The sequence below is a fragment of the Pelagicoccus sp. SDUM812002 genome (assembly GCF_031127835.1).
Lineage (GTDB): Bacteria > Verrucomicrobiota > Verrucomicrobiia > Opitutales > Opitutaceae > Pelagicoccus.
Genome location: NZ_JARXHX010000020.1, coordinates 25362 through 45207 on the forward strand (window position 1 = coordinate 25362; position 19846 = coordinate 45207).

Here is a 19846-nt window from a genome sequence, read left to right on the forward strand (position 1 = left end):
TGAGATAATCCAACGGGCCTACCAGACCCTCTGAGGAACGGACACTATATCGTAGGATTCCAGTACAAAAGCGCCGTCTTTTTTACCATCTATAACTGCAGCCAAATCCAATTCGAAATGCTGATACTTTTCACCCTTTCGTCGAATAACCACTACCGACTTCATCTTGCCAGTCGTCTTATCGATCCCCCCTGCAGCTATGATCGCCTCCAACACCGAGAGCTGGCGGAAGGACTCAATGATCCCCGGGTTTCGAACCTCCCCTTCCAAATAGTAAGTGAAATGCGATTCGAGAACCACAACCATCACCTCATTCGAAACGAGCTGATTCTCAAATTTTTTGGATAACTCGCTTTCCAGTTCGCTGGGAGTTTTACCCGCAGCTAGAACTTCGCCAATAATTGGAGCTGAGATGACTCCATCTCGGCGGATTTGAAGTTGCGTATCTAACTCAGGTGCACCGGGAAAACTAATCCGCAACATATCTTCAGCTTGCAGGATGAATTTCTCGTTCGATACCTGAGCAGATAGTCCTACCAGCGGGAGGAAACAAGCAACCAACAGCAGAAATAAACGTAGGAACACGTTAGATCCGGATCCAAGTGAATTCGTAGCAGAGAAGGATTTATTTTTCATATTATTTTCAGGCGAGTCGCTTAGGCAACGGCGCAATCCCACCCGACTTAAATGACCGCATCAAGCAGAAAGCCACTAGGCGAGACCTTGCAGACAAACTATAGCCGGAAACAGATCATCCATGACCACGTAATACCCCTATCTGCCCATCGAATCATCGGGGCAGCAAGCGGCACGAACATTCTCTCACCAGAAGCCAAGGAAAGGGTTAACAAACAAAAGCCCCGAAGACTAGTGTCCTCGGGGCTTCGAAATCTGAGAATTCCGTGAAGTTCTACTTGGCAGTCGCGACGATGTTCGCAGCTGTCATGCCGAGAATCTCCATGACAGTGTCTCCCGGAGCGCTGATACCGAAGCGATCAATACCAATGACCTTGCCTTCTGTACCTACATACTTGTACCAGAGACCAGAAACACCCGCTTCAATCGCGATGCGCTTGGCACAAGCTTTCGGGAGGACAGATTCTTTGTAATCGTCACTCTGACCATCGAAACGAAGCATCGACGGCATGGAAACCACACGCGTGCCCCCTCCCATTTCCTCGGCCGCCTTGATCGCGTGCTGAAGTTCGGAACCCGTGGCTATGAGAATCGTCTCGAGCCCAGCGGTCTCCTTTTTGATAACATAACCTCCCTTGAGAACACCCTTACGACGTTCCTCAGCGGATGCCGTTGTGATGTTTGGAATGTTCTGTCGCGTTAGGGAAAGCATGGTCGGACCGTCGAGCCGCTCCATCGCTGCCACGAACGCGCCAGCGGTTTCCTCCGCGTCACCTGGACGAATCACGTCCAGGTTCGGAATCACGCGAAGACCAGACACCGTTTCAACCGGCTGGTGAGTGGGGCCATCCTCGCCCACACCTACAGAATCGTGCGTAAAGATGTAGATAGTCGGCAGTCCAGCAAGGGCAGCCAAGCGAATCGAGGGACGACAGTAATCGGCAAAGACCATGAAAGTAGCACCGGAAGCACGGAAAATTCCGTCGTAGGCGATACCATTCATCAAAGCGCCCATCGCGTGCTCGCGAATACCGAAGAGTAGGTTACGGCCTGTTTCGCTGCCTGGCAGGAAGTCGCCGCCATCCTTGATGTAGTTCTTCGTAGAACCGTGAAGATCAGCCGAACCGGAAATAAGCTCTGGTCGAGCCTTCGCGATCGGTTGCAAAACAGATGAGCCCGAAGCACGAGTCGCTGCCTTGGTATCATCGGCGGTCACCGGGATCGCAGCAAAAAGCTCATCCACGTCAATCGGAGCCGCAGCACCCGTTTCTAGCTGAGAGGCTAGCTCTGCGTTAGCAGACTTCCACGCGTTATAGGTTTCGAGCCAAGCTTCATAAGCGGTTACCCGCTCCGCCTTTTTGGTGGCGAAAAACTCCCGAACCTCTTCCGAGACGAAGAATGTCTCTTCGGGAAGCCCAAGCCCCTTTCGAGCTGCCGCGGCAAACTTGGCGCCACCTTCGCCATGTCCGGCACTGGTACCTGCCACTTCTGGAATCCCGCGCCCGATTTCCGTTTTGCAGATAATGAGCTGAGGTTTGCCAGTCGCCGCCTTTGCCGTGGCATAAGCATCAGAAATCGCTTCGAAATCGTGCCCGTCGATGGTCACCACGTTCCACCCAATGGCTTCGTAGCGAGCCGCTGCATCTTCGCTTTGCGTCTTCTCGGCCATGGCGTCGAGCGTGACGTCGTTCGAATCATAGAAAAGGATGAGGTTATCGAGCTTGAGGTGACCGGCGAGAGCGGAAGCTTCTTGCGCGACCCCTTCCTGCAAGCAGCCGTCGCCAGCGAGAACCACGATGTGGTTGTCGATGATCTTGTGTTCGGCTGTATTGTACTTGGCAGCGGCCATCTTACCAGAGATCGCAAAGCCAACACCGTTGCCTACTCCTTGACCGAGAGGGCCAGTGGTACATTCCACGCCCGGAGTTTCCTTGAACTCGGGGTGGCCCGGAGTCTTGGAGTGCAGCTGGCGGAAGTTCTTCAATTCCTCGAGCGGAAGATCGAATCCTGCGAGGTGAAGCCAGCTGTAAACGAACATGCTACCGTGTCCTGCCGATAGGATGAAACGGTCGCGATTCACCCAGCGAGGTTGGTCAGGGTTGATGCTCAACGCATCGCCGAATAGGACGGAGCCGATTTCAGCGGCGCCGAGCGGAAGACCAAGGTGGCCTGAGGAACAGGCATGCACCGCATCGATAGCGAGTCCACGCGCTTGAGTAGCGGCTTTCTGGAGGAGTTCTTTGTTCATAGATCGTTCTAGGGTGAATCTTATTGAAATTCGAAAGGGCTAGAGCATCACCGCACCCGCAAGGGTTTCAAGTCTCAAGGAGGCAAAGATCCTAAACCGTTGCGCTAAAATGAGACGAAGACCCAAATCAATGAAGCATCCTCAATAGAAACCCGAATACAGCTAATAGATCAGGTAAAACCGAGCTTCATTCCCACGCTCGCGAAGCAAGATCCATTTCCCGCGGTAGCGGGCTCGAGGCTAGAACAGAATTTTGCTCCCACTGTCCACTTACAAAAAAGCCGCCTTCCAATTACGGAGGCGGCTCTTCAAAAGCGTGTAGAATAGCAGAGGATTAGTGGTTGCCCTTGGCAAGACGCTTTTCCTTGACCTGCATTGCCTTCTTACCGACGAGATCACGCAGGTAGTACATGCGAGCACGCATCGTCTTGGATTCCTTGTCGACTTCGATCTTGGAGACCAATGGGCTGTGAACGGGGAACACCTTTTCAACGCCTTCACCGTAAGAGATGCGACGAACCGTAAAGGTGCGGTTGATGCCGGATCCTTTGAGAGCGATTACGATACCAGCGAAAATCTGGATACGCTCCTTACCACCTTCGACTACGCGGGTGTGGACCTTGACGCCATCGCCTACCTTGAAGGGAGTGACATCTGCTTTTAGGTGCTCTTTTGTTACTTCGTTTACTGCTGCGTTCATGGTGAATCCTCTAATAAATCTGGTCTGCGATTGCGCGTTCTTTCTTCTCTCTCACGCTGCCGCCATTTCTCGATTTCTGCATGGTTTCCCGAGAGCAGAACCTCTGGAATTGGCATGTTTCGAAACACCGCTGGGCGCGTGAATTGTGGAAAGTCGAGCAAGTTGTCTTGGAAGCTTTCGTTAGTCAATGACTTTTCTTCCCCTAAAAATCCGGGCAAAAAGCGGCTCAAACAGTCGATCAAAACCGCTGCGGCAAGAGTCCCATTCGTCAACACGTAGTCCCCGATGCTAACCTCTTGGTCTATCAAATTTTCACGCACGCGATCATCGATTCCTTCGTAGTGCCCGCTCACCAAAAGCAGTCTCTCCTTCTTGGCTAAGTCGCGAGCAAGCTCTGGCGTGAGCGGGTCCCCGTCCGGCGCCAAGTAAATGCGGTGGGTTCGGGGAGTCTGGATTTCCTCGATCGCGTCAAAAAGCGGCTCTGGCATCAGGACCATGCCAGCACCACCTCCGAAAGGGCGATCATCGACTTGATTGTGCTTGCCCTTCGACCAATCGCGAAGGTTGTGCACCTCGACGTCGAGAACCCCACGCTTCACCCCGCGACCCATCATGCTCTCGGAAAGGAAACCATCCAGCATCTGGGGAAACAGGGTTAAAACATCGATCTTCATGGGAAAGGTTATCAGTGAGCGAATACGTCGCTTCTATATAATAATGTAGCGGCCGGGCTCTGCCTCCTATCTCAGGAAGCAAACTACCCTCAGAAATAAACAAACCCGGCGTTTTCAGAGAAAGCCGGGTTCGGAAAGTGTGACTAAAGGGACCTGCCCTCTGCCTTACGCTTCAGCAGTCGCTGCCTGCTCTTTGCGAGCACGCTTGATGAGCGAATTTGAAGTATCGGTCGGCTGGGCGCCCACGGACATCCAATACTCCGCACGCTCTACGTTGAGCTCGAGCTGCTTAGCTGCGTCTTTTTGCTTCGGCAGGTAAGTACCGAGCTTTTCAACGAAGCGTCCATCGCGGCGTCCGCGTGCTTCCGCTACCACTACTCGGTAGACTGGTTCGTGTGTTGCGCCTGCGCGTTGAAGTTTGATCTTAAGTGCCATCTTTGCGTCTCCTAGAAAATTGGAAAAGGTGGCGAAGATTAATCAAAAATGAATCTTGTCAAGCAACATCCAATCCAATGATCTTTCCGCCCTTATGCTGAAAGCTGGTATCGTCGGTCTTCCTAACGTTGGCAAGTCAACTCTCTTCAATGCGCTCACTCGTACGCGCAAGGCGGAGTCTGCTAACTACCCCTTTTGCACCATCGACCCCAACGTGGGCGTGGTCAACGTGCCGGACGCCCGTTTGCAGGTGCTGCAGAAGATCGCTGGGACCAATGTTGTCATCCCTGCCGCCATCGAATTCGTCGACATCGCTGGTCTCGTGGAAGGTGCCAGCAAAGGGGAAGGCCTTGGCAACAAGTTTCTCGCCAACATCCGAGAAACCGACGCTATCGTGCAAGTCGTACGCTGCTTTGAGAACGACGACATCGTGCACAGCATGGGCTCGGTCGACCCCATTCGCGATATTGAGATTATTAATACAGAGCTCATCCTCTGCGACTTGGAATCCGTCGAGCGCCAAAAAGAGAAACTCGTTAAGAAAGTCCGCTCAGGCGACAAGGAAGCGGCTGCCACCGTGGAACTGATCGATCGCCTACTCCCCCACTTCAACGACGGAAAGCCAGCCAACACTCTGGAAATGTCCAAGGAGGAGCTCGAAATTCTCAAGGGACTCCACCTCCTCTCATCAAAATCTGTAATCTATGCGGCCAACGTCATGGAGGACGACCTCGCCGAAGCAGACGCGAATCCTTTTGTAACCAAGGTGCGCGAATACGCAAAGTCCGCCCACGATGCCGGGTGCGTGGTCATTTCCGCTCAAATCGAATCCGAGCTAATCGACCTTTCGGACGAGGACGCTAAGGAATTCCTCGCCGACCTCGGAGTGGACGATTCGGGCGTTTCGCTACTAATTCGCGAGTCGTACGCGCTGCTCGGCCTCAAGACCTACTTCACCGCCGGCGAAAAGGAAGTGCGGGCTTGGACTTTCGAGGAGGGTATGACCGCTCCCCAATGTGCCGGAGTCATCCATACCGATTTCGAAAAAGGTTTCATCAAAGCAGAAGTGGTTGCTTACGACGACCTCAGCTCGCTAGGCAGCGTTTCCGCGGCACGCGACGCGGGTAAATATCGCCTCGAAGGTAAGGAATATCTTTTTAAAGACGGCGATGTTGCGGTTTTCCGATTTAACAACTGAACTTAGGGACCTTTTCGAGGTCTGTTTGCCCAGCGAAATCAGGATTAAGTCGTACCCGTCCCACATTTTCCTACAGAGCGGCAGGAATGGAGCGATTTATTCAAAACGTCGCCCCTTGTAATTAACGCAAAAGCAGCGACCTTAGGCCCAAAAGCAGCAACTAGATGTACGACCGATCATACATGACACCCAGTTCCGATGATACAGCGAAAAAAACGCTAACTTGGATCATCGGAGCGAATGTAGTCGTTTTCGTTCTGCAAAACATCTTCGACCTTTCGGGCGGACCGGGAATCGTAGCTCGATTCTTCGCCTTCCACCACGATTCGTTGCAGAGCGGCATGGTCTGGACGCCGATCACCTACTCCTTTCTGCACAGCACAGGGAGCCTGTTGCCGTTGCATCTCATTTTCAATATGGTCGTGATCTACTTTTTCGGTAGAGCAGCCATGACCGCTCTCGGTCAGAAACGCTTTCTCCAACTCTACTTCGGAGCTGTCTTAGTAGGAGGATTAGCGTGGTTCGCAGCCAGTTTCGTTTCCGGAGCTGGTTCGGTTATCGGGGCCTCCGCTGCCGCCTCTGCCCTTCTCATCTTTTTCGCCTGCCTCAATCCAGACCGCGAAGTGCTTCTCTTCTTCGTTATTCCAGTCAAGCCTCGCTACCTGGCATACTTTTACGTGGGGATCGGAATATTAGGTCTCTTTTTCCAAGAGCTTTTTGCGAAGGGTCCCAACGCCGTAGCCCATTCCGCCCACCTGGGGGGAATGCTCTTCGCGTTCCTCTTCCACAAGTACGTCTACCAACCGAATCCTTACGACAATTCCGGCACCGTCTCCTTATCTTTCGCACGCTTCTTCAAGAAACGTCCTAAAACCGAGAAGAGCACGTCCGGCTACACCTACCGAGTCAACGTGTCCAGGGATACACGCGACCTGAAAGAAGAGGTCGATCGCATTCTCGACAAAATTAACAGCAAGGGTTTCGCCTCACTTTCTTCGAAAGAGAAGGAAGTTTTGGACGAAGCGCGAGATCTGCTAAGGAAACGATAAGCGGGGAATTTCCATTCCGCGCTGGCAAAAACTGCCGTAATCCGTAGTAAAACAAAACAATTACCAACCCCCGTCGACCGAAATAAGGAATCCAGAACCCACGCAGTCGACAGACAGAACTCGAACCAGAACCCTATGATCAAGCGCTTAACTGCCGCAGCAGCTTTGCTCGGCCTCGCCATCGTACCCATCAGTTACTGCGTCACTGCCGTTGACGACGTGACCAAGGGTGAACTGCCTAAATTGGAGAGTACAGCTCTCATGCAAAACGAGGCTCGGCTCATCGTCGAAATGCTCGAAACCATGCACTTCGAGAGCGCCGAGATTTCAAACGAGACCTTTGCCGAGCTTATCACCCACTTCATGGAGGCACTCGACTACAACAAACTGTTCTACCTTTCCGAGCACGAGAAAAGTTTCACTGAAAAGTACGGCGACTCACTCGGCTTCAAGTTGCGCTACCAAGGAGAACTGGAAGCCGCCTTCGAGGTTTACACCCTCTATCGAGACCGTGTGATCACCCGCGTCGATTGGGTGCTCGCTCAACTCGAGAAGGAATGGTCATTCGACGAGGACGAATACTTCATCTACGACCGCAGCGAGAGTCCTTGGCCCAGCAGCGAAGAGGAGGCAGACGAACTTTGGCGCCTCCGCATCAAGTACGAGTTGCTGCAGGAGATCCTAAACGATAAGACTCAGGAGGAAGCCAAGGAACGCATCACCAAGCGCTACAAGCGTGTACTCCGCAGCATCTATGAGAATAGCTCGAAAGACGTCCAAGAAATTTTCCTAACGAGCCTCACAAAGATGTTCGATCCACACTCCAGCTTCCTATCCTCAGATACGCTGGAAGACTTCAACATCAGCATGCGTCTGAAGCTAATAGGTATAGGTGCGATGCTAAGCGAAGAGGATGGCTATTGCGTAATTCGCGAACTTGTCCCTGGCGCCCCTGCAATTCGCAGCAAAAAACTCAAGCCGAACGACCGCATCGTCGCCGTCGCCCAAGAGAATGAGGAACCGGTCGACATCATCGGCATGGGGCTTCGCAAAATTGTTGATCAAATCCGCGGCGAAAAAGGATCGAAGGTTACTCTAACAATCATCCCGGCCGACGCTACCGACGATTCCGTGCGCGAGGATGTGGTTATCGTTCGCGATGAAGTTCATATCAATTCCAGCCGCACTACCGGCAAGATTTTTGAAGTTCCGGACGCCAATGGAAACTCTAACCCGATCGGCGTCATCGATATACCTACTTTCTACGGTGGGGACGAATACATCGAAAATGGACAACGCTACACCACAAGCGTCACCGCCGATGTCGAAGAGCTCGTTCTCAAGATGAAGGCAGAGGGCGTACAGGGTATCGTGCTCGACCTTCGTCGCAATGGCGGCGGACTCCTTGACGAGGCCATCAAAATGACAGGTCTCTTCATCCGACGCGGGCCCGTCGTACAGGTTCGCGAGAAGAGCGGCTACGTCGTCTCCCACATGGACCGCGATCCTAAGGTAGCTTACAGTGGCCCGCTAGCCGTGCTCACCTCTCGCTATAGCGCCTCCGCTTCTGAGATCCTAGCGGGGGCCCTGCAAAACTACGGTCGCTCCATCACCATCGGAAACTCATCTACCCACGGTAAAGGCACTGTGCAGCAAGTCTTCTCGCTCGACCAATACGTACTGAGAAAGGAGCTCGCCAACGACCGTGCTGGAGCCGCTAAGCTCACCATTCGCAAGTTCTATTTACCCAATGGCTTCTCTACTCAAAGAAAAGGAGTCGTACCCGACATCCAACTTCACTCCATGGAGGAGGTAACCGCTGTTGGCGAAGCAGATCTTCCGCAATCTCTATCCTGGGACTACATCAAGCCAGTCGCTCGATTCGTGGAAATGACCCTCAAGAACAGTCTATTGGAAACGCTCACCATGAACAGCGAAGAGAGAGCCAAATCACTCGAGGAATTCAACTTCCTACAGAAACGACTCGACTGGTTTGCCGAGCGCGAAGAACGGAAACAAATTTCGCTCAACCTTGAAAAGCGCAAAATCATGATGGAGCAGGACGAGGTATTCCTCGACGCAATTAAGGAGGAGCAGCGACAGCTCGCCGAAAACAACTACGAATACACAGAGATAAAACTCGACAGTGTAGTTCGCGAAGAAGCCCAGCGAGAACTGGAGGAAGAGGCATCGAAAGCCGAAGAACCCGAGGTGACAGCAGTCCCAGAGGCCAGCGAAGAAAGCGATCCGGAGGTCGCCGCTGCGGATCCAGAGAATTCTGCGGAAGAAGAAGAAGAGGAGGAACTTCCCGAGTTCGACATTCAACTTCGCGAGACACTTCGCATCATGACAGAAGCCATCGGCATCGAGCCCGATCCGGTGGACTGGAGTCAACCAGCACTCCCGATCGCTTCGAAGTCACGTTTCGAACGGCTGCTCAACTAGCAAATCCAGAGCAATATTTGAATTCACGACAAAGCCGCCTTCCTTTCAATGGGGAGGCGGCTTTCGTCTGGAAAGTTCTTTGATGCCGCTAGCGACTACTCAGGCTTGAGCTGCCAATTGTTTGTAAGAGCACAGACAATCGCTGCGTAGCGGTTCTCTATTCCGAGCTTACGGAAAATGCTTTCGCAGTGTTTTTCCACGGTGCGGTGGCTTATCCCAAGGATGCGACCGATGTCTCCATTAGTCTTGCCTTCGACGATCCAGAAAAGCACTTGCTTTTCGCGTTTCGTCAATCGATCGAGCTGTTCGACACTAGGAATAGATCTCTCGCGAGCTTCTGGGTCAGTTTCGGACAAATGGTTGGATTTCACAGTTGGATTAGATTCCGGATTACTCCCCTTAAGCCATAACAGCTGCCCAAGGGGCTCGGTCTCTCACGCAGCAGATTCTCTGCTTCGCAACGCTTCGACCAGAGTTGGATGATTACTTTACGGACTTTTTACTAAGCCCGCTCCTTAACCTTAGTCAATAGTGGATATTTCCAGCCATACTGTCTCAGGTAATCTACTAGAGCCTTTCGACTGCTTAAAATCGAGCGACTCCAGTCAATCTTCCTCCCGGAGGGGAACGCACTCGGAGCAGACGGCACCGTCTTTCCTGTAGCGGAAATCGCGATCTGGGTGGGAAACATCCGTCGCTCCGCAAACCGAGCAAGTGTGAAAAGGTTCAACTTCGAGCCTGCGCTTTTCGGACTTCATCGTTCGCACACGTTTTTTCGATCGAACCCCACGGATGATCTCCGCTCCAAAGAAGATTGGGAAATTAATGAGCGAAGCGACAAACTCCAGCTTCGTCGCGGGACCCTCTCGAAGTACGAAGAATAGAGCCATGGCAAAAGTGAACCAGCCGAGCCACTTCATTTTCACCGGCAGAACAAAAAACAGATTCAGCTCGATCTCCGGATGAAGGTAAGCAAACGCCAAGAAAATAGAGGTAAGAAGGAAATAGCTCGAAAACGAGTGATATGGGAATACGACGCCCGAGGCTACGACGCACACAATCCCCAACAACACATACAGGTTATAGCGAAACGCTCCCCAATGTTCCTCAAGGGCACTGCCCATCATATGCAGGATCATCAGCGAAAACGCGATCCAGATGAGACTGAAGGTCTTCGGAATGAGAATGAAACTGACAGGATTCCAAAAATAACCTCCCAAGAAATTCACGAGGCGATATTCCATCAGCTCCAACATCCGGGCAGCCGTCTCCGGAGGCGAAATCGCTACCATCAGAAAAGTTAGGGCCTGCCCTACTACGATGTAATTAGTCAGACCCCGAATGGCCCAGGAACCAAAACGCTTCTCCAGCTTGTCTAAAAAACTCATGATTTAGCCGTAACTACGCGTCAGTCCTAGGAAACTCTGCAACGGACTCGATAGTGATGCCGCCTCTCGGTTTTTGCACGGTCAGAACTTTGCAGCGTTTGGGAGAGATGTCCGCAACCACCCGATCGCAGATTTCCGCCGCGATCTTTTCCGCAAACATCGCCTTGTCGTTGAAACCCCAGAGGAAGAGCTTGAGGCTCTTACTCTCGATACAAAGCGCGTCAGGCACGTACTCGATCGATACTGTGTAGAGATCAGGCTGACCCGTTATTGGACACGAGCTGGTCAACTCGTCCGATGTCATAGTCACCAGAGACACCCCTTTCGGCGCCTCGAAGCTGTCCAGCTCCGTCACCGGTTCTCGAACTATTTTCCCTAGGTATTTCGATTCCATAAGCCCTAATTTTCTGAAACGCTCAGACTATCGAAGCCGAAACAGCCAACATCAAGCTTTGCATGCGGGGGATTCTCCAAGACTGCCCTTTTAGCTCAATCTAATGTTGCAGCAGACAGAGAGCTTGCGACCGCCGACGGCTCCGCTAAGTTTCGCGCTATGTCCATCTACCCCAGATTGCCGCTACTTTTCCTCGCAACCTTCCTGAGCGCCGAACTGCTCGCAAAATCCTCCTTCTGGACCGCGCACGAGACGGACGCTGTCGAGTGGCTCCACTGGAATGAAGAGACCCTCCGAAAAGCCGCCGACACCGACAAACCGCTCTTTTTTTTCGTAGGGCACTACGGCAACAGCCTCGCTCGCTCTATGCTTGGCGAGACTTTCCAGAACACCACCATTGCAAGCACTCTCAACGAAACCGCGATCCCTGTACTGGTTGACATCAACGAGGAACCTGAACTCGCTTCCCTGCTCGGCCAAATGGCTAACGAGCACTTTTCGGCAAACGAGCTACCCACCTGCATCTGGACCGATACTCACCTAGCGCCCCTCAACGGCGGCGGCTATTTTCCGCCTACCGACGATTGGGGCGGACAAGGTTTTCTGAGCGTTGCCCGGAACGTATCCGAACAGTGGTTGAACAATCGAGCCGACTTCGTCGCCTCAGCTAAAAACAGACTGGAAGAGTCACTCACTCAGTCGTCGATTAGTCTAAGCCAGCTCGCGGCAATCCCAGAAACGTACTCTGCCGAGTCGTTCGTCGATCAAGAAGCCCCTACCCTCTCCGCACTCGCTCTCTACAACAGTGCCCGATACGCCCGCACTCTACCTGATTCAGAATCTAAGGAGCTAGCGGCCGAGTTGCACAAGTTCATCGGGCAGGTGGTAAACGGGGCAGGATTCGACAGTATCGACGGCGGCTTCTTCATCGGATCCAATGACCCCAATTGGAAACTCCCCCTCTTTCAAAAGTCTACCAGCGACCAGGCCTACATGCTGCTCGCTCTTTCAGAGCTCTACGAAATAGACCAAAAATCCGAATACAAATTCCTGATCGAACTAACGGTTGCGTTTATCGAGCAAAAACTGCTCAAAGAAAATGGACTCGCGATCCAGTACCTCGACAGCTTTGCAGAGGGTGAAACGCCTGACATGACAGAAGGTTCCTATTATCTCATCGAAGGAACCCAAGTGGCGAAGCTAGATTCTAAGGCAAGAGAGGCGTGGGGACTCTCAACAGAGGGGAATCTCGACGAAGACACCGACATCCTCGGCATCTACAAAGGATTGAACGTCCCCTTTGCGCATTCGGAACAAGCCTTAAGCCATGAACTCGACAAGGAACGCAAGGCTCTCCGTAAACTACGCTCGAAGAAAGCGTTCCCCCTGTCCGACAAAAATGGATACACCGCGACCAACGCCCTTCTCGCCAGAGGATTGACTGCGGCAGCTGAGGCCCTCGGAGATACCGATCTCACTAAATTAGCGAACTCTCATTTGCAGAGGACAATCCAAGCTAATTTTGACGCAGTCAGCGGAACACTCTACAATTCAGACGACCGGATTCAAAAGGCGTCCTCTCACGCCTATGCCCAGTTGGCTGCGGCCGCTCTAAGCCTGAAAGAGAGTAATAATGAATCTTTGGATACAGCGAAAGCAATCTACTCCGCTTGGCAAGGGGACTCGCGGTATCTGGAAGACAATGCGCTAGCACGTAAGATAGGCATCCAAGATATGTCCTCTGCTATATATCTCGACGGAATTTTAGAGAGTCCAGTCGCGCTTCACCTGGAAAACCAACTCAAGTTAGGCGAAGCCCAGGCACCTGCGACATCCAGCCTTTTAGAGTCGGCGCCTAGCGAGCTCCAATATCCATCGCAGTTTCTCGAATCGCTTCAGGTCGTTGCGAGACTCTTAGTCAGTCAAGATTGAGGCACAGTCAGACGGACCTCTGGTCCCTTCTGGAGGAGTTTACCTCTGGACCAACTCGCCGCGTCTCACTTTGGCAGGTAATTTCGTGGGTTTCGAGTTAAGGGGCCCCACAGGAAACCTCCCTAGACTCAAGTCAGCTTCTCCCGGCAGGTTGTGAGCTCCATCCTTGGCGTCGCTAGAGGATAGTAAGCTTTAAGGTTCTTAGAGTCCGGACCGTAACATGGTGACAACAACGTCACATGAAGACTAAAAAACACTCACCGAATCTAGGCATCATCTCCCTCTGCGCAGCGCTCGTACTACCGTTTGCTGCTGGGGCCAATTCCGTACCTACTCCCAAGAAGACTGTCGCCCCCCACCTCAATGAGGCAATCAGTCAAGACGCAGGAGAAGTAAGAATTCTCGTGGATATTAACGAATACGGATTTGTGACCGACGCCTTGATCGAGGATTCCACCAACGCGGCGCTCAACCAAGCCGCTCTAGCTGCCATCTATCAATGGACATTCGAACCCGCAGTCGCGAACGGCGTGGCTGTACCATCGAAAGCGATTCAGCCTTTTTACTTCAATGACGGCTCGATCGTTATGGAAACCAAAAAGACTGCATCCGACAGGAACCCTATCGCCAAGTCTCGAGTAGCTCCTGTGCTCAGCCCAGATCTAAAAAACATCACGGGCGAAGTCGTGCTCCAGGCAAGTCTCGACTCAGAGGGACGGGTAGAAGCTGTTAGCGTGAAGAGCTCAACACACTCCGAACTGGAAGCTGTGGCCGGAGCCGCCCTCGCCCAATGGAAATTCAAGCCCGCAATAAAGGACGGTGAAAATTCCGCTTCGAAAGTCATCATTCCATTTTCTTTCAAAGGCACCGGTCGCGAAGCCGTGCATGAGATCGTGGCAAAGAACGCAAAGGTCGATGCTGCGCCCGTCGCTCTTCGCCAGCCAACTCCCGAATTGACCCGCGAGCTCAGGGAACAGCGCGGAGTCGCAAAGCTTAAGCTGACAGTAGACGAGTACGGTTACGTAGCTGCCGTAGATATCGTCGAATCCAGCAACGAAGCGCTTACGTCCGCAGCTCGCGACGCAGCTCTTCAGTGGAAGTTCAAGCCCGCATTTAAAGACGGCGCAGCAGTGGCATCCACGGTAGTCCAACCTTTCAGCTTCAACGGTGGTCTGCTAACTGCAGATCTTCCGGTAGATACCATGCCGGAGGTCAAGAGATCTAAGGCTCCGAAGCTTCCCGAAGCCTTGGCTCAGGTTCAGGGGTATGTTAAAGTGCGCCTCAATCTAGATGCACGAGGCAACGTCGTCCACGCAGCCTGTACCAAAAGTTCACACGACGAGCTGGTCGCTCCGACTGTAGAAGCTGCGAAGTCTTGGAGCTTCAAGCCTGCAATTCGCGACGGCGAGAAAGTACCGTCCACAGTGGTCGTTCCCTTCGTTTTCAACGAGCGCTCCTAGAGGCTAGAGCCTCTTTCAAAACTCTTAGAGCAACGAGGCGCGGTCTTTGCGGACCGCGCCTCTTCGCAAGATGAAGGTATCAAACTCCCCTTGGTTGCAAGCGCTACCTAACGCTACTTAGAGAGTCACCACTCGAGCCTTGGGTAATCGCGGGCATCAAGTTTGTGAGTCATTCGGTCGATTCAACCTGTATAATTCGATCACATGAAACGCTCTCAAAACTCAACACTACTGGGTACTTTTTGCATCCTTGCAGCGTTCGTTATTTCGATCGCCGCCAGCGCTGCGACATCCGTGCCTACTCCTAAAAAGACCGTCGCTTCGCATCTAACAGATGCCCTCAGCGACGCTACCGGCGAAGTCAACATACTCGTCGATATCAACGAATTCGGATACGTAATCGACGCACAAATCTACGATTCTACGAATTCCGACCTTAATGAAGTTACACTGTCTGCGATCCACAGATGGACCTTCCACCCTGCAATTGAGGACGGTGTCGCCACTCCCTCGCGAGTCGTGCAACCTTTCAACTTCAACCGAGGTTCGATCGTCCTAAAGTCCAAAAAGTCTCCCGAAGACAGCCTTCCCATCGCCAAGGTCAAAGCAAAGCCACAGCTCACTGAAGATCTAAAGCATATCACTGGCGAAGTCATCCTACAGGCAGACCTCGACGCTTCCGGAGAAGTTGCTGCGGTTACTGTCAACTACTCCACCCACAGCGAATTGGAGGATATCGCTTCCAAGGCCTTGAAAAGCTGGAAATTCAAGCCAGCTACTGAAGCTGGCGAGGCCGTCGCTTCCAAGATAATCATACCGTTCCACTTCAAGGGATCCGGAAACAGCAAGGTCGTAGCCGCCGCCAGACGTGCAAAAAATGTGGAGAGCGCTCCGTATGCGATTCGTCAAACAATGCCAGAATTGCCGCGTTTTCTTCGCGATGCCAAAGGGGAAGCCAAACTAAAGCTGACCATCGACGCCAGTGGATACGTCGCCAAAGTCGATGTGCTAGAGTCGAGCCATTCCAAGCTCACCGAAGTAGCTCGTGAAGCCGCGTTGCAATGGAAATTTAAGCCCGCTATGAAAAATGGTAAGGCAGTACCATCAACCGTAACCCAACCTTTCACGTTCAACGGCGGCCTCCTCGTTGCAGACGTACCGGTTGATTCCGTACCGGTGGCGAAGCATACCCAGTCTCCGAAAATCCCCGAAGCGCTCGCACTCGTGCGAGGTTACGTTAAGATCCGGGTCAGCTTGGATGAGAGAGGCCGCGTGATCAACGCCTCCTGCGCCAACAGCACCCACGAGGAGCTCGTCGGCCCATCCATCGAAGCCGCTAAGCAATGGTCTTTCAAACCCGCCATCCGCGCCGGCGAAAAGGTCCCTTCTTCCGTGCTAATCCCATTCGTCTTTAACGAACAAAGCTAAGTTCAAAACACTTGCCCCTCTCCTCGGGACGACTCGTCGAGTCGTCCCTTTTCTGTTGCCAGCGTCCGTGCTCGAAACACAAATCCTCCCCATGCAACCAATCTTGCTCGTACTTGCAGCCGGAATGGGCAGCCGATTCGGCGGCCTCAAGCAAATGGCGCCCGTCGGCCCACAAGGAGAATGGATCCTCGACTACTCCGTCTTAGATGCCTCTCGAGCAGGTTTCGGCAAAATCGTTTTCGTGATTCGACACGAAATGGAGGAAGAGTTCCGACGCCTTACCGAAGATAAGTATTCAGGCACCATCGAACTCGCTTACGCCTTCCAAGAGATAACCGACACCCCCGTATCAGTCCCAAATATCGAGCAGCGACAAAAGCCTTGGGGCACAGGACACGCTGTTTACGCAGCTCGCCAGCACCTGGACGCGCCTTTCGCCGTCATCAACGCTGACGACTTCTACGGCGCCGAAGCCTTTCAAACCCTCGCCAAATTCCTCGGTGATTCCTCCCTTCAATCCGAGCAGCAAACTTATGGCCTAGTCGGCTACCGCCTTTCCAATACCCTTTCCAAGCACGGTACTGTATCGCGCGGCATCTGCGAAATCGCGGACGACCATACCTTACTTTCAATCGAGGAGCACTCCGAGATCGGCTACCGTGCCGACGAAACCATTACTGCGGTCAACGAAGCCGGCGAAGAACTTACTCTCTCGCCTGACACCCTTGTTTCCCTCAATTGCTGGGGCTTCCCTCTCGGCTGGGCAGCCCAGCTCGAGCCGCTCTTCACGACCTTCCTGGAGGGACGCGGAACCGAGGCGAAGTCTGAGTTTTACCTGCCCGCTGCAGTGGACCAATTGATCAAAGCAGGAGGATCGCGCACCCTCGCGCTACCTTGCGATTCCCGCTGGCTCGGCGTGACCTACCGAGAAGACCTTCCCTCCGTCCGCAACGCCATAGCCGCACTTTGCGCCGAAGGCGCTTATTGAAAAAAGAGGCTTAGCGCCTCTAAAGGGCGATCGATCATCCAAACGACTCTCGTCGCACTCCGCTCTAGAAAACCATTTCTGTGGTTCGTACCTGATCGCCAATCTTGAACAGATCGAGGTCCTCCACGATGACCTGATCTCCTTCGTCTAGGCCGGACAAAATTTCCACGTTGGTCATGCTCCCATACCCCTTTTCGATTTCTCTCATCGAAACGAGACCGTCTTCGACCACGAAAACACGATCGCCGATGATCGCAGTGCCCGGAATAATCAAAGCGCGATCACGCTCGTCGAGCGTTATGGTCGCCTCGCCTGTCAATCCGGGAAAAAGTTTCTCGGTCGGGATATCGACATCCAAGTGAACCGTATAGCGCTGCGTCACAGGATCTGCCACCGGCAGGGTTTTAGAAACTGTAGCATCGAAGGTCGAATCACCGTAACCTAAAAACTTCACTCGGGCGATTTGCCCCAATTCGATACCGGAAAAATTCTCCTCGCTGACCTTTACCTTCACGATGCGGTCTATCGAAATCATTCGAGCCACTTCCTGGCCGCCGGAGATCAGGTCACCACGGTAGGCAAGCACCTCCGTGATCACTCCGTCCATCGGAGCACGGATGGTCATCTTTTCTCGCTGGCGCTCCAGCAGCTTCAACTCGTTTTTCAGCTGGGCGATTCGCACTTCCTTGGAATTCAGTTCGGCCTCTATTGCCTGCTCCGTGCTGGTGATGTCGCGCTCTCGAGCTTCCACCTCCGACTTGCTGGCTTCTCCCGCCTCGAAGCGACGCTTCACGTCCTCCAATCGCTCCTGCTGGGTTATGAGGCTAAACTGGCGACTCGAGCCCTGCTCCAAAATCAAGTTTGCAGCTTCCATTTCGATCCCGAGCTTCTCGATTGCGATATCGATGTCACCCAGATCGAGCGACATCAGTATATCACCCTCTTTCACGGTGGCTCCTAGTTCGAGATTCGAATCAAGTACTCGCCCCTGCAGGTCGCCGCGGATATCCATCTCGCGCTCAGCCACTACTTGTAAAGTTCCAGGGACCGAACGTACCGCGACATGGCGCTTGGTCTTCGCGATCGTCGCGACCGGCTTCATTGAACTCACGAAATACACTGCACCCGCTGCTAAAACAGCGACCACAGCAATAATTTTTAGTAGAAAACCTAGCTTCATCTCACGGGTGCGGCTCGAGGTTTCTTAAAGATTCAAACCTCAATCCAGGCCCAACTCATTAGCGACCTGGGATAGAGTATCAAGATACGAAATGCGCGAGTCTTGGGTTCTAATCAATGTGTTGTCGTAGTCGCTCTGGGCTTTCTCCTCTGCGGATACGGGCGAACGTTGCTCCTCCACATCGAGCTTCACCTGGTCCAGTTCCTGCCTCGCGCTCTTCAGAACGCGCTCCTCGATCGCCAACGCTCGACCCTCGATGCTAAGGCGACGCAACAAGCGATCGAAACTGAGAAGCAAGCGTTCCTCGCCCAACCGCTTAGCTCTCTCTGCTCGACTCAACCGGCTTAAAGCTTCCATCGTCTTACCTTTCTTGCGGAAGCCATCGAAAACGGTCCAACCCACGCTCAAGCCGAAATAGGAATACTCCTGCTCTCGCCGTGTCCCATCGACATCAAGAGCATTAGAACTCAAGCCCAATTGCGCGTCGACCTTCGGCAGTAAGGCTTTCCTAGCGATGTCGAGATGACGCTTGTTCACTTCGATATCGATCTCACTTTGCTGGATCCTCTCGTCCTCTTCGATCGCTTGGTCGTAGTAAGCCACGAGCGATTCAATCTCCTGCTGATCCAAAATATCTACCTCCGGAACGACTCCAACTGCCAGTCCCGAGAGTTGCTTGGGAGACATACCCACGTAATTGGCGAGCTCTCCGAGGCGAAGTTCATAATCCGATTCAGCTCGTAGCGACAGAAGTTCCTTTCGTTCTACATCCAAATCGAAACGAGTAATTGACCCCGAACTCGCTGCACCTGCCTCAATTTGAGATTGCTGGAAATTCCGTTGGGATACTGCCTGTTTAAGGTCTAGCTGAGCTCGGATCGAACGTTGCTTGGCTACTATGAGTCCCATGAAATCGTGCCTCACCTGAGCAAGAACACTAGCAGCCACAATCTGCGTGTTCAGCTTCTCCATCTCGAACTGCAACTCTCCGAGCTCTTTCTCGGAACGCCTGGTTCCCCAATGGTAGAGAGGCTGGCTCAAGGTAACGTTGTAGACAACCCGATCCTCGTATCCCGTCCCGTCAATATCGTCGATAGCCTTTTCTTGCCGAAATGCGAAATTGGAGCGAAAGGACGGCATCACTGCCGCACGAGCCGCAATCCTGCGACCTTCTGATTCGGCTTCGGAATACTCGCGCAGAAGCATTAGCTCCGCCCCTTCCATCGCCCCAGAGATGATGTCTTTCATTTGAGGAATCAAATCTTCAGGGAGACGTCCCCGAAAAGGATCTGCAGCGAAGGAACTCGTGCTCATGAGGCACGCGACAAGCAACAAAAACGGACGCATAGGAGAAAACAGGATCGGAAATTGTGGGGCCACAGCCAGACCACGGAAGGCAGGATGATCAAGTCTGGGATGCTCGGTTCTGAGAGAAGGGCGAAACGCGATCAACACAATTTGTGGACTCCTCCTCCGAGACGGCCCTCTACAGCGGATTTCCTCCAAATTAGGGTTGATTTCGCTCCAATTGTGCGTCTTCTTCTCCAACTTTTCCGGTGTATGCCCAGGTGGCGGAATTGGTAGACGCGCTAGATTTAGGCTCTAGTATCGTGAGATGTGCAGGTTCGACCCCTGTCCTGGGTACCATCGAAATAAAAGAAGCCCGCTCAGAGCAGCGGGCTTTTTTGCGG

At 52.9% G+C, this 19846-nt stretch carries 17 protein-coding genes and 1 tRNA gene; 8 read left to right on the forward strand and 10 right to left on the reverse strand.

Features of this window, described 5'->3' with window-relative positions; genetic code table 11:
- Nucleotides 1-18: 18 nt before the first annotated feature.
- The 5 genes from QEH53_RS20090 to rpsP all read right to left on the reverse strand — a co-directional run bounded on the left by QEH53_RS20090 (nucleotide 19) and on the right by rpsP (nucleotide 4693).
- On the reverse strand, nucleotides 19-636 hold the full coding sequence (locus QEH53_RS20090; protein WP_309025014.1) for a polysaccharide biosynthesis/export family protein: 618 nt from the start codon (nucleotides 634-636) through the stop codon (nucleotides 19-21).
- Nucleotides 637-910: 274 nt separating this feature from the next.
- Nucleotides 911-2884, reverse strand: coding sequence for a transketolase (gene tkt, locus QEH53_RS20095; RefSeq protein WP_309025015.1), 1974 nt, complete (start codon nucleotides 2882-2884; stop codon nucleotides 911-913).
- 334 nt (nucleotides 2885-3218) lie between these two features.
- On the reverse strand, nucleotides 3219-3584 hold the full coding sequence (gene rplS / locus QEH53_RS20100) for a 50S ribosomal protein L19 (protein WP_309025016.1): 366 nt from the start codon (nucleotides 3582-3584) through the stop codon (nucleotides 3219-3221).
- Nucleotides 3581-4258, reverse strand: a complete 678-nt coding sequence (trmD, locus tag QEH53_RS20105; RefSeq protein ID WP_309025017.1) for a tRNA (guanosine(37)-N1)-methyltransferase TrmD — start codon at nucleotides 4256-4258, stop codon at nucleotides 3581-3583. The genes rplS and trmD overlap by 4 nt, the downstream gene beginning before the upstream one ends.
- 165 nt (nucleotides 4259-4423) lie before the next feature.
- Complete coding sequence (gene rpsP / locus QEH53_RS20110; protein WP_309025018.1) at nucleotides 4424-4693, reverse strand: 30S ribosomal protein S16; 270 nt, start codon at nucleotides 4691-4693, stop codon at nucleotides 4424-4426.
- 94 nt (nucleotides 4694-4787) lie between these two features.
- Between rpsP and ychF the strand changes: the two genes are divergently transcribed.
- The 3 genes from ychF (at nucleotide 4788) to QEH53_RS20125 (ending at nucleotide 9385) form a co-directional block, all read left to right on the forward strand.
- On the forward strand, nucleotides 4788-5891 hold the full coding sequence (gene ychF / locus QEH53_RS20115) for a redox-regulated ATPase YchF (protein WP_309025063.1): 1104 nt from the start codon (nucleotides 4788-4790) through the stop codon (nucleotides 5889-5891).
- A 164-nt stretch (nucleotides 5892-6055) separates the two neighbouring features.
- Complete coding sequence (locus tag QEH53_RS20120; RefSeq protein WP_309025019.1) at nucleotides 6056-6940, forward strand: rhomboid family intramembrane serine protease; 885 nt, start codon at nucleotides 6056-6058, stop codon at nucleotides 6938-6940.
- Nucleotides 6941-7075: 135 nt separating this feature from the next.
- Nucleotides 7076-9385, forward strand: a complete 2310-nt coding sequence (locus tag QEH53_RS20125; protein ID WP_309025020.1) for a carboxy terminal-processing peptidase — start codon at nucleotides 7076-7078, stop codon at nucleotides 9383-9385.
- 95 nt (nucleotides 9386-9480) lie between these two features.
- Here the strand turns inward: QEH53_RS20125 and QEH53_RS20130 are convergent, their stop codons facing one another.
- The 3 genes from QEH53_RS20130 to queF form a co-directional block, all read right to left on the reverse strand.
- Complete coding sequence (locus tag QEH53_RS20130) at nucleotides 9481-9756, reverse strand: helix-turn-helix transcriptional regulator (protein WP_309025021.1); 276 nt, start codon at nucleotides 9754-9756, stop codon at nucleotides 9481-9483.
- A gap of 234 nt (nucleotides 9757-9990) precedes the next feature.
- Nucleotides 9991-10773 carry a hypothetical protein gene (locus QEH53_RS20135; protein ID WP_309025022.1) on the reverse strand — a complete coding sequence of 261 codons (783 nt, stop codon included), beginning with the start codon at nucleotides 10771-10773 and terminating at the stop codon, nucleotides 9991-9993.
- Nucleotides 10774-10786: 13 nt separating this feature from the next.
- A complete protein-coding gene (gene queF / locus QEH53_RS20140; protein WP_309025023.1) occupies nucleotides 10787-11167 on the reverse strand; it encodes a preQ(1) synthase in 381 nt (126 codons plus the stop codon).
- A 159-nt stretch (nucleotides 11168-11326) separates the two neighbouring features.
- On the opposite strand from queF, the gene QEH53_RS20145 reads away from it, so the two are divergent.
- From QEH53_RS20145 to QEH53_RS20160, 4 genes are all read left to right on the forward strand, one after another.
- Nucleotides 11327-13099, forward strand: a complete 1773-nt coding sequence (locus QEH53_RS20145) for a DUF255 domain-containing protein (RefSeq protein ID WP_309025024.1) — start codon at nucleotides 11327-11329, stop codon at nucleotides 13097-13099.
- A 239-nt stretch (nucleotides 13100-13338) separates the two neighbouring features.
- Nucleotides 13339-14559 carry an energy transducer TonB gene (locus tag QEH53_RS20150; RefSeq protein ID WP_309025025.1) on the forward strand — a complete coding sequence of 407 codons (1221 nt, stop codon included), beginning with the start codon at nucleotides 13339-13341 and terminating at the stop codon, nucleotides 14557-14559.
- Nucleotides 14560-14763: 204 nt separating this feature from the next.
- Nucleotides 14764-15987, forward strand: a complete 1224-nt coding sequence (locus QEH53_RS20155) for an energy transducer TonB (RefSeq protein WP_309025026.1) — start codon at nucleotides 14764-14766, stop codon at nucleotides 15985-15987.
- A gap of 91 nt (nucleotides 15988-16078) precedes the next feature.
- Nucleotides 16079-16975 carry an NTP transferase domain-containing protein gene (locus tag QEH53_RS20160; RefSeq protein ID WP_309025027.1) on the forward strand — a complete coding sequence of 299 codons (897 nt, stop codon included), beginning with the start codon at nucleotides 16079-16081 and terminating at the stop codon, nucleotides 16973-16975.
- Nucleotides 16976-17039: 64 nt separating this feature from the next.
- Here QEH53_RS20160 and QEH53_RS20165 read toward each other — a convergent pair whose 3' ends face one another.
- Together QEH53_RS20165 and QEH53_RS20170 are read right to left on the reverse strand one after the other, a co-directional pair.
- Nucleotides 17040-18155: an efflux RND transporter periplasmic adaptor subunit gene (locus QEH53_RS20165; RefSeq protein ID WP_309025028.1), complete on the reverse strand. Its 1116-nt coding sequence runs from the start codon at nucleotides 18153-18155 to the stop codon at nucleotides 17040-17042.
- A gap of 39 nt (nucleotides 18156-18194) precedes the next feature.
- Nucleotides 18195-19469 (reverse strand): TolC family protein, encoded by a 1275-nt coding sequence (locus QEH53_RS20170; protein WP_309025029.1) that lies wholly within the window; start codon nucleotides 19467-19469, stop codon nucleotides 18195-18197.
- A gap of 248 nt (nucleotides 19470-19717) precedes the next feature.
- Here QEH53_RS20170 and QEH53_RS20175 point away from each other — a divergent pair.
- Nucleotides 19718-19802: transfer RNA gene (locus tag QEH53_RS20175), tRNA-Leu, on the forward strand.
- The last annotated feature ends 44 nt before the right edge of the window (nucleotides 19803-19846 follow it).

What these genes read in the sequence shown, in the direction of transcription:
- queF (WP_309025023.1), bottom strand. Translation starts at nt 11,167, where the DNA reads ATGGAATCGAAATACCTAGGGAAAATAGTTCGAGAACCGGTGACGGAG.
- QEH53_RS20135 (WP_309025022.1), bottom strand. Translation starts at nt 10,773, where the DNA reads ATGAGTTTTTTAGACAAGCTGGAGAAGCGTTTTGGTTCCTGGGCCATT.
- QEH53_RS20165 (WP_309025028.1), bottom strand. Translation starts at nt 18,155, where the DNA reads ATGAAGCTAGGTTTTCTACTAAAAATTATTGCTGTGGTCGCTGTTTTA.
- QEH53_RS20145 (WP_309025024.1), top strand. Translation starts at nt 11,327, where the DNA reads ATGTCCATCTACCCCAGATTGCCGCTACTTTTCCTCGCAACCTTCCTG.
- QEH53_RS20155 (WP_309025026.1), top strand. Translation starts at nt 14,764, where the DNA reads ATGAAACGCTCTCAAAACTCAACACTACTGGGTACTTTTTGCATCCTT.
- ychF (WP_309025063.1), top strand. Translation starts at nt 4,788, where the DNA reads ATGCTGAAAGCTGGTATCGTCGGTCTTCCTAACGTTGGCAAGTCAACT.
- trmD (WP_309025017.1), bottom strand. Translation starts at nt 4,258, where the DNA reads ATGAAGATCGATGTTTTAACCCTGTTTCCCCAGATGCTGGATGGTTTC.
- QEH53_RS20090 (WP_309025014.1), bottom strand. Translation starts at nt 636, where the DNA reads ATGAAAAATAAATCCTTCTCTGCTACGAATTCACTTGGATCCGGATCT.
- QEH53_RS20150 (WP_309025025.1), top strand. Translation starts at nt 13,339, where the DNA reads ATGAAGACTAAAAAACACTCACCGAATCTAGGCATCATCTCCCTCTGC.
- rpsP (WP_309025018.1), bottom strand. Translation starts at nt 4,693, where the DNA reads ATGGCACTTAAGATCAAACTTCAACGCGCAGGCGCAACACACGAACCA.
- rplS (WP_309025016.1), bottom strand. Translation starts at nt 3,584, where the DNA reads ATGAACGCAGCAGTAAACGAAGTAACAAAAGAGCACCTAAAAGCAGAT.
- QEH53_RS20120 (WP_309025019.1), top strand. Translation starts at nt 6,056, where the DNA reads ATGTACGACCGATCATACATGACACCCAGTTCCGATGATACAGCGAAA.
- QEH53_RS20125 (WP_309025020.1), top strand. Translation starts at nt 7,076, where the DNA reads ATGATCAAGCGCTTAACTGCCGCAGCAGCTTTGCTCGGCCTCGCCATC.
- tkt (WP_309025015.1), bottom strand. Translation starts at nt 2,884, where the DNA reads ATGAACAAAGAACTCCTCCAGAAAGCCGCTACTCAAGCGCGTGGACTC.
- QEH53_RS20170 (WP_309025029.1), bottom strand. Translation starts at nt 19,469, where the DNA reads ATGAGCACGAGTTCCTTCGCTGCAGATCCTTTTCGGGGACGTCTCCCT.
- QEH53_RS20160 (WP_309025027.1), top strand. Translation starts at nt 16,079, where the DNA reads ATGCAACCAATCTTGCTCGTACTTGCAGCCGGAATGGGCAGCCGATTC.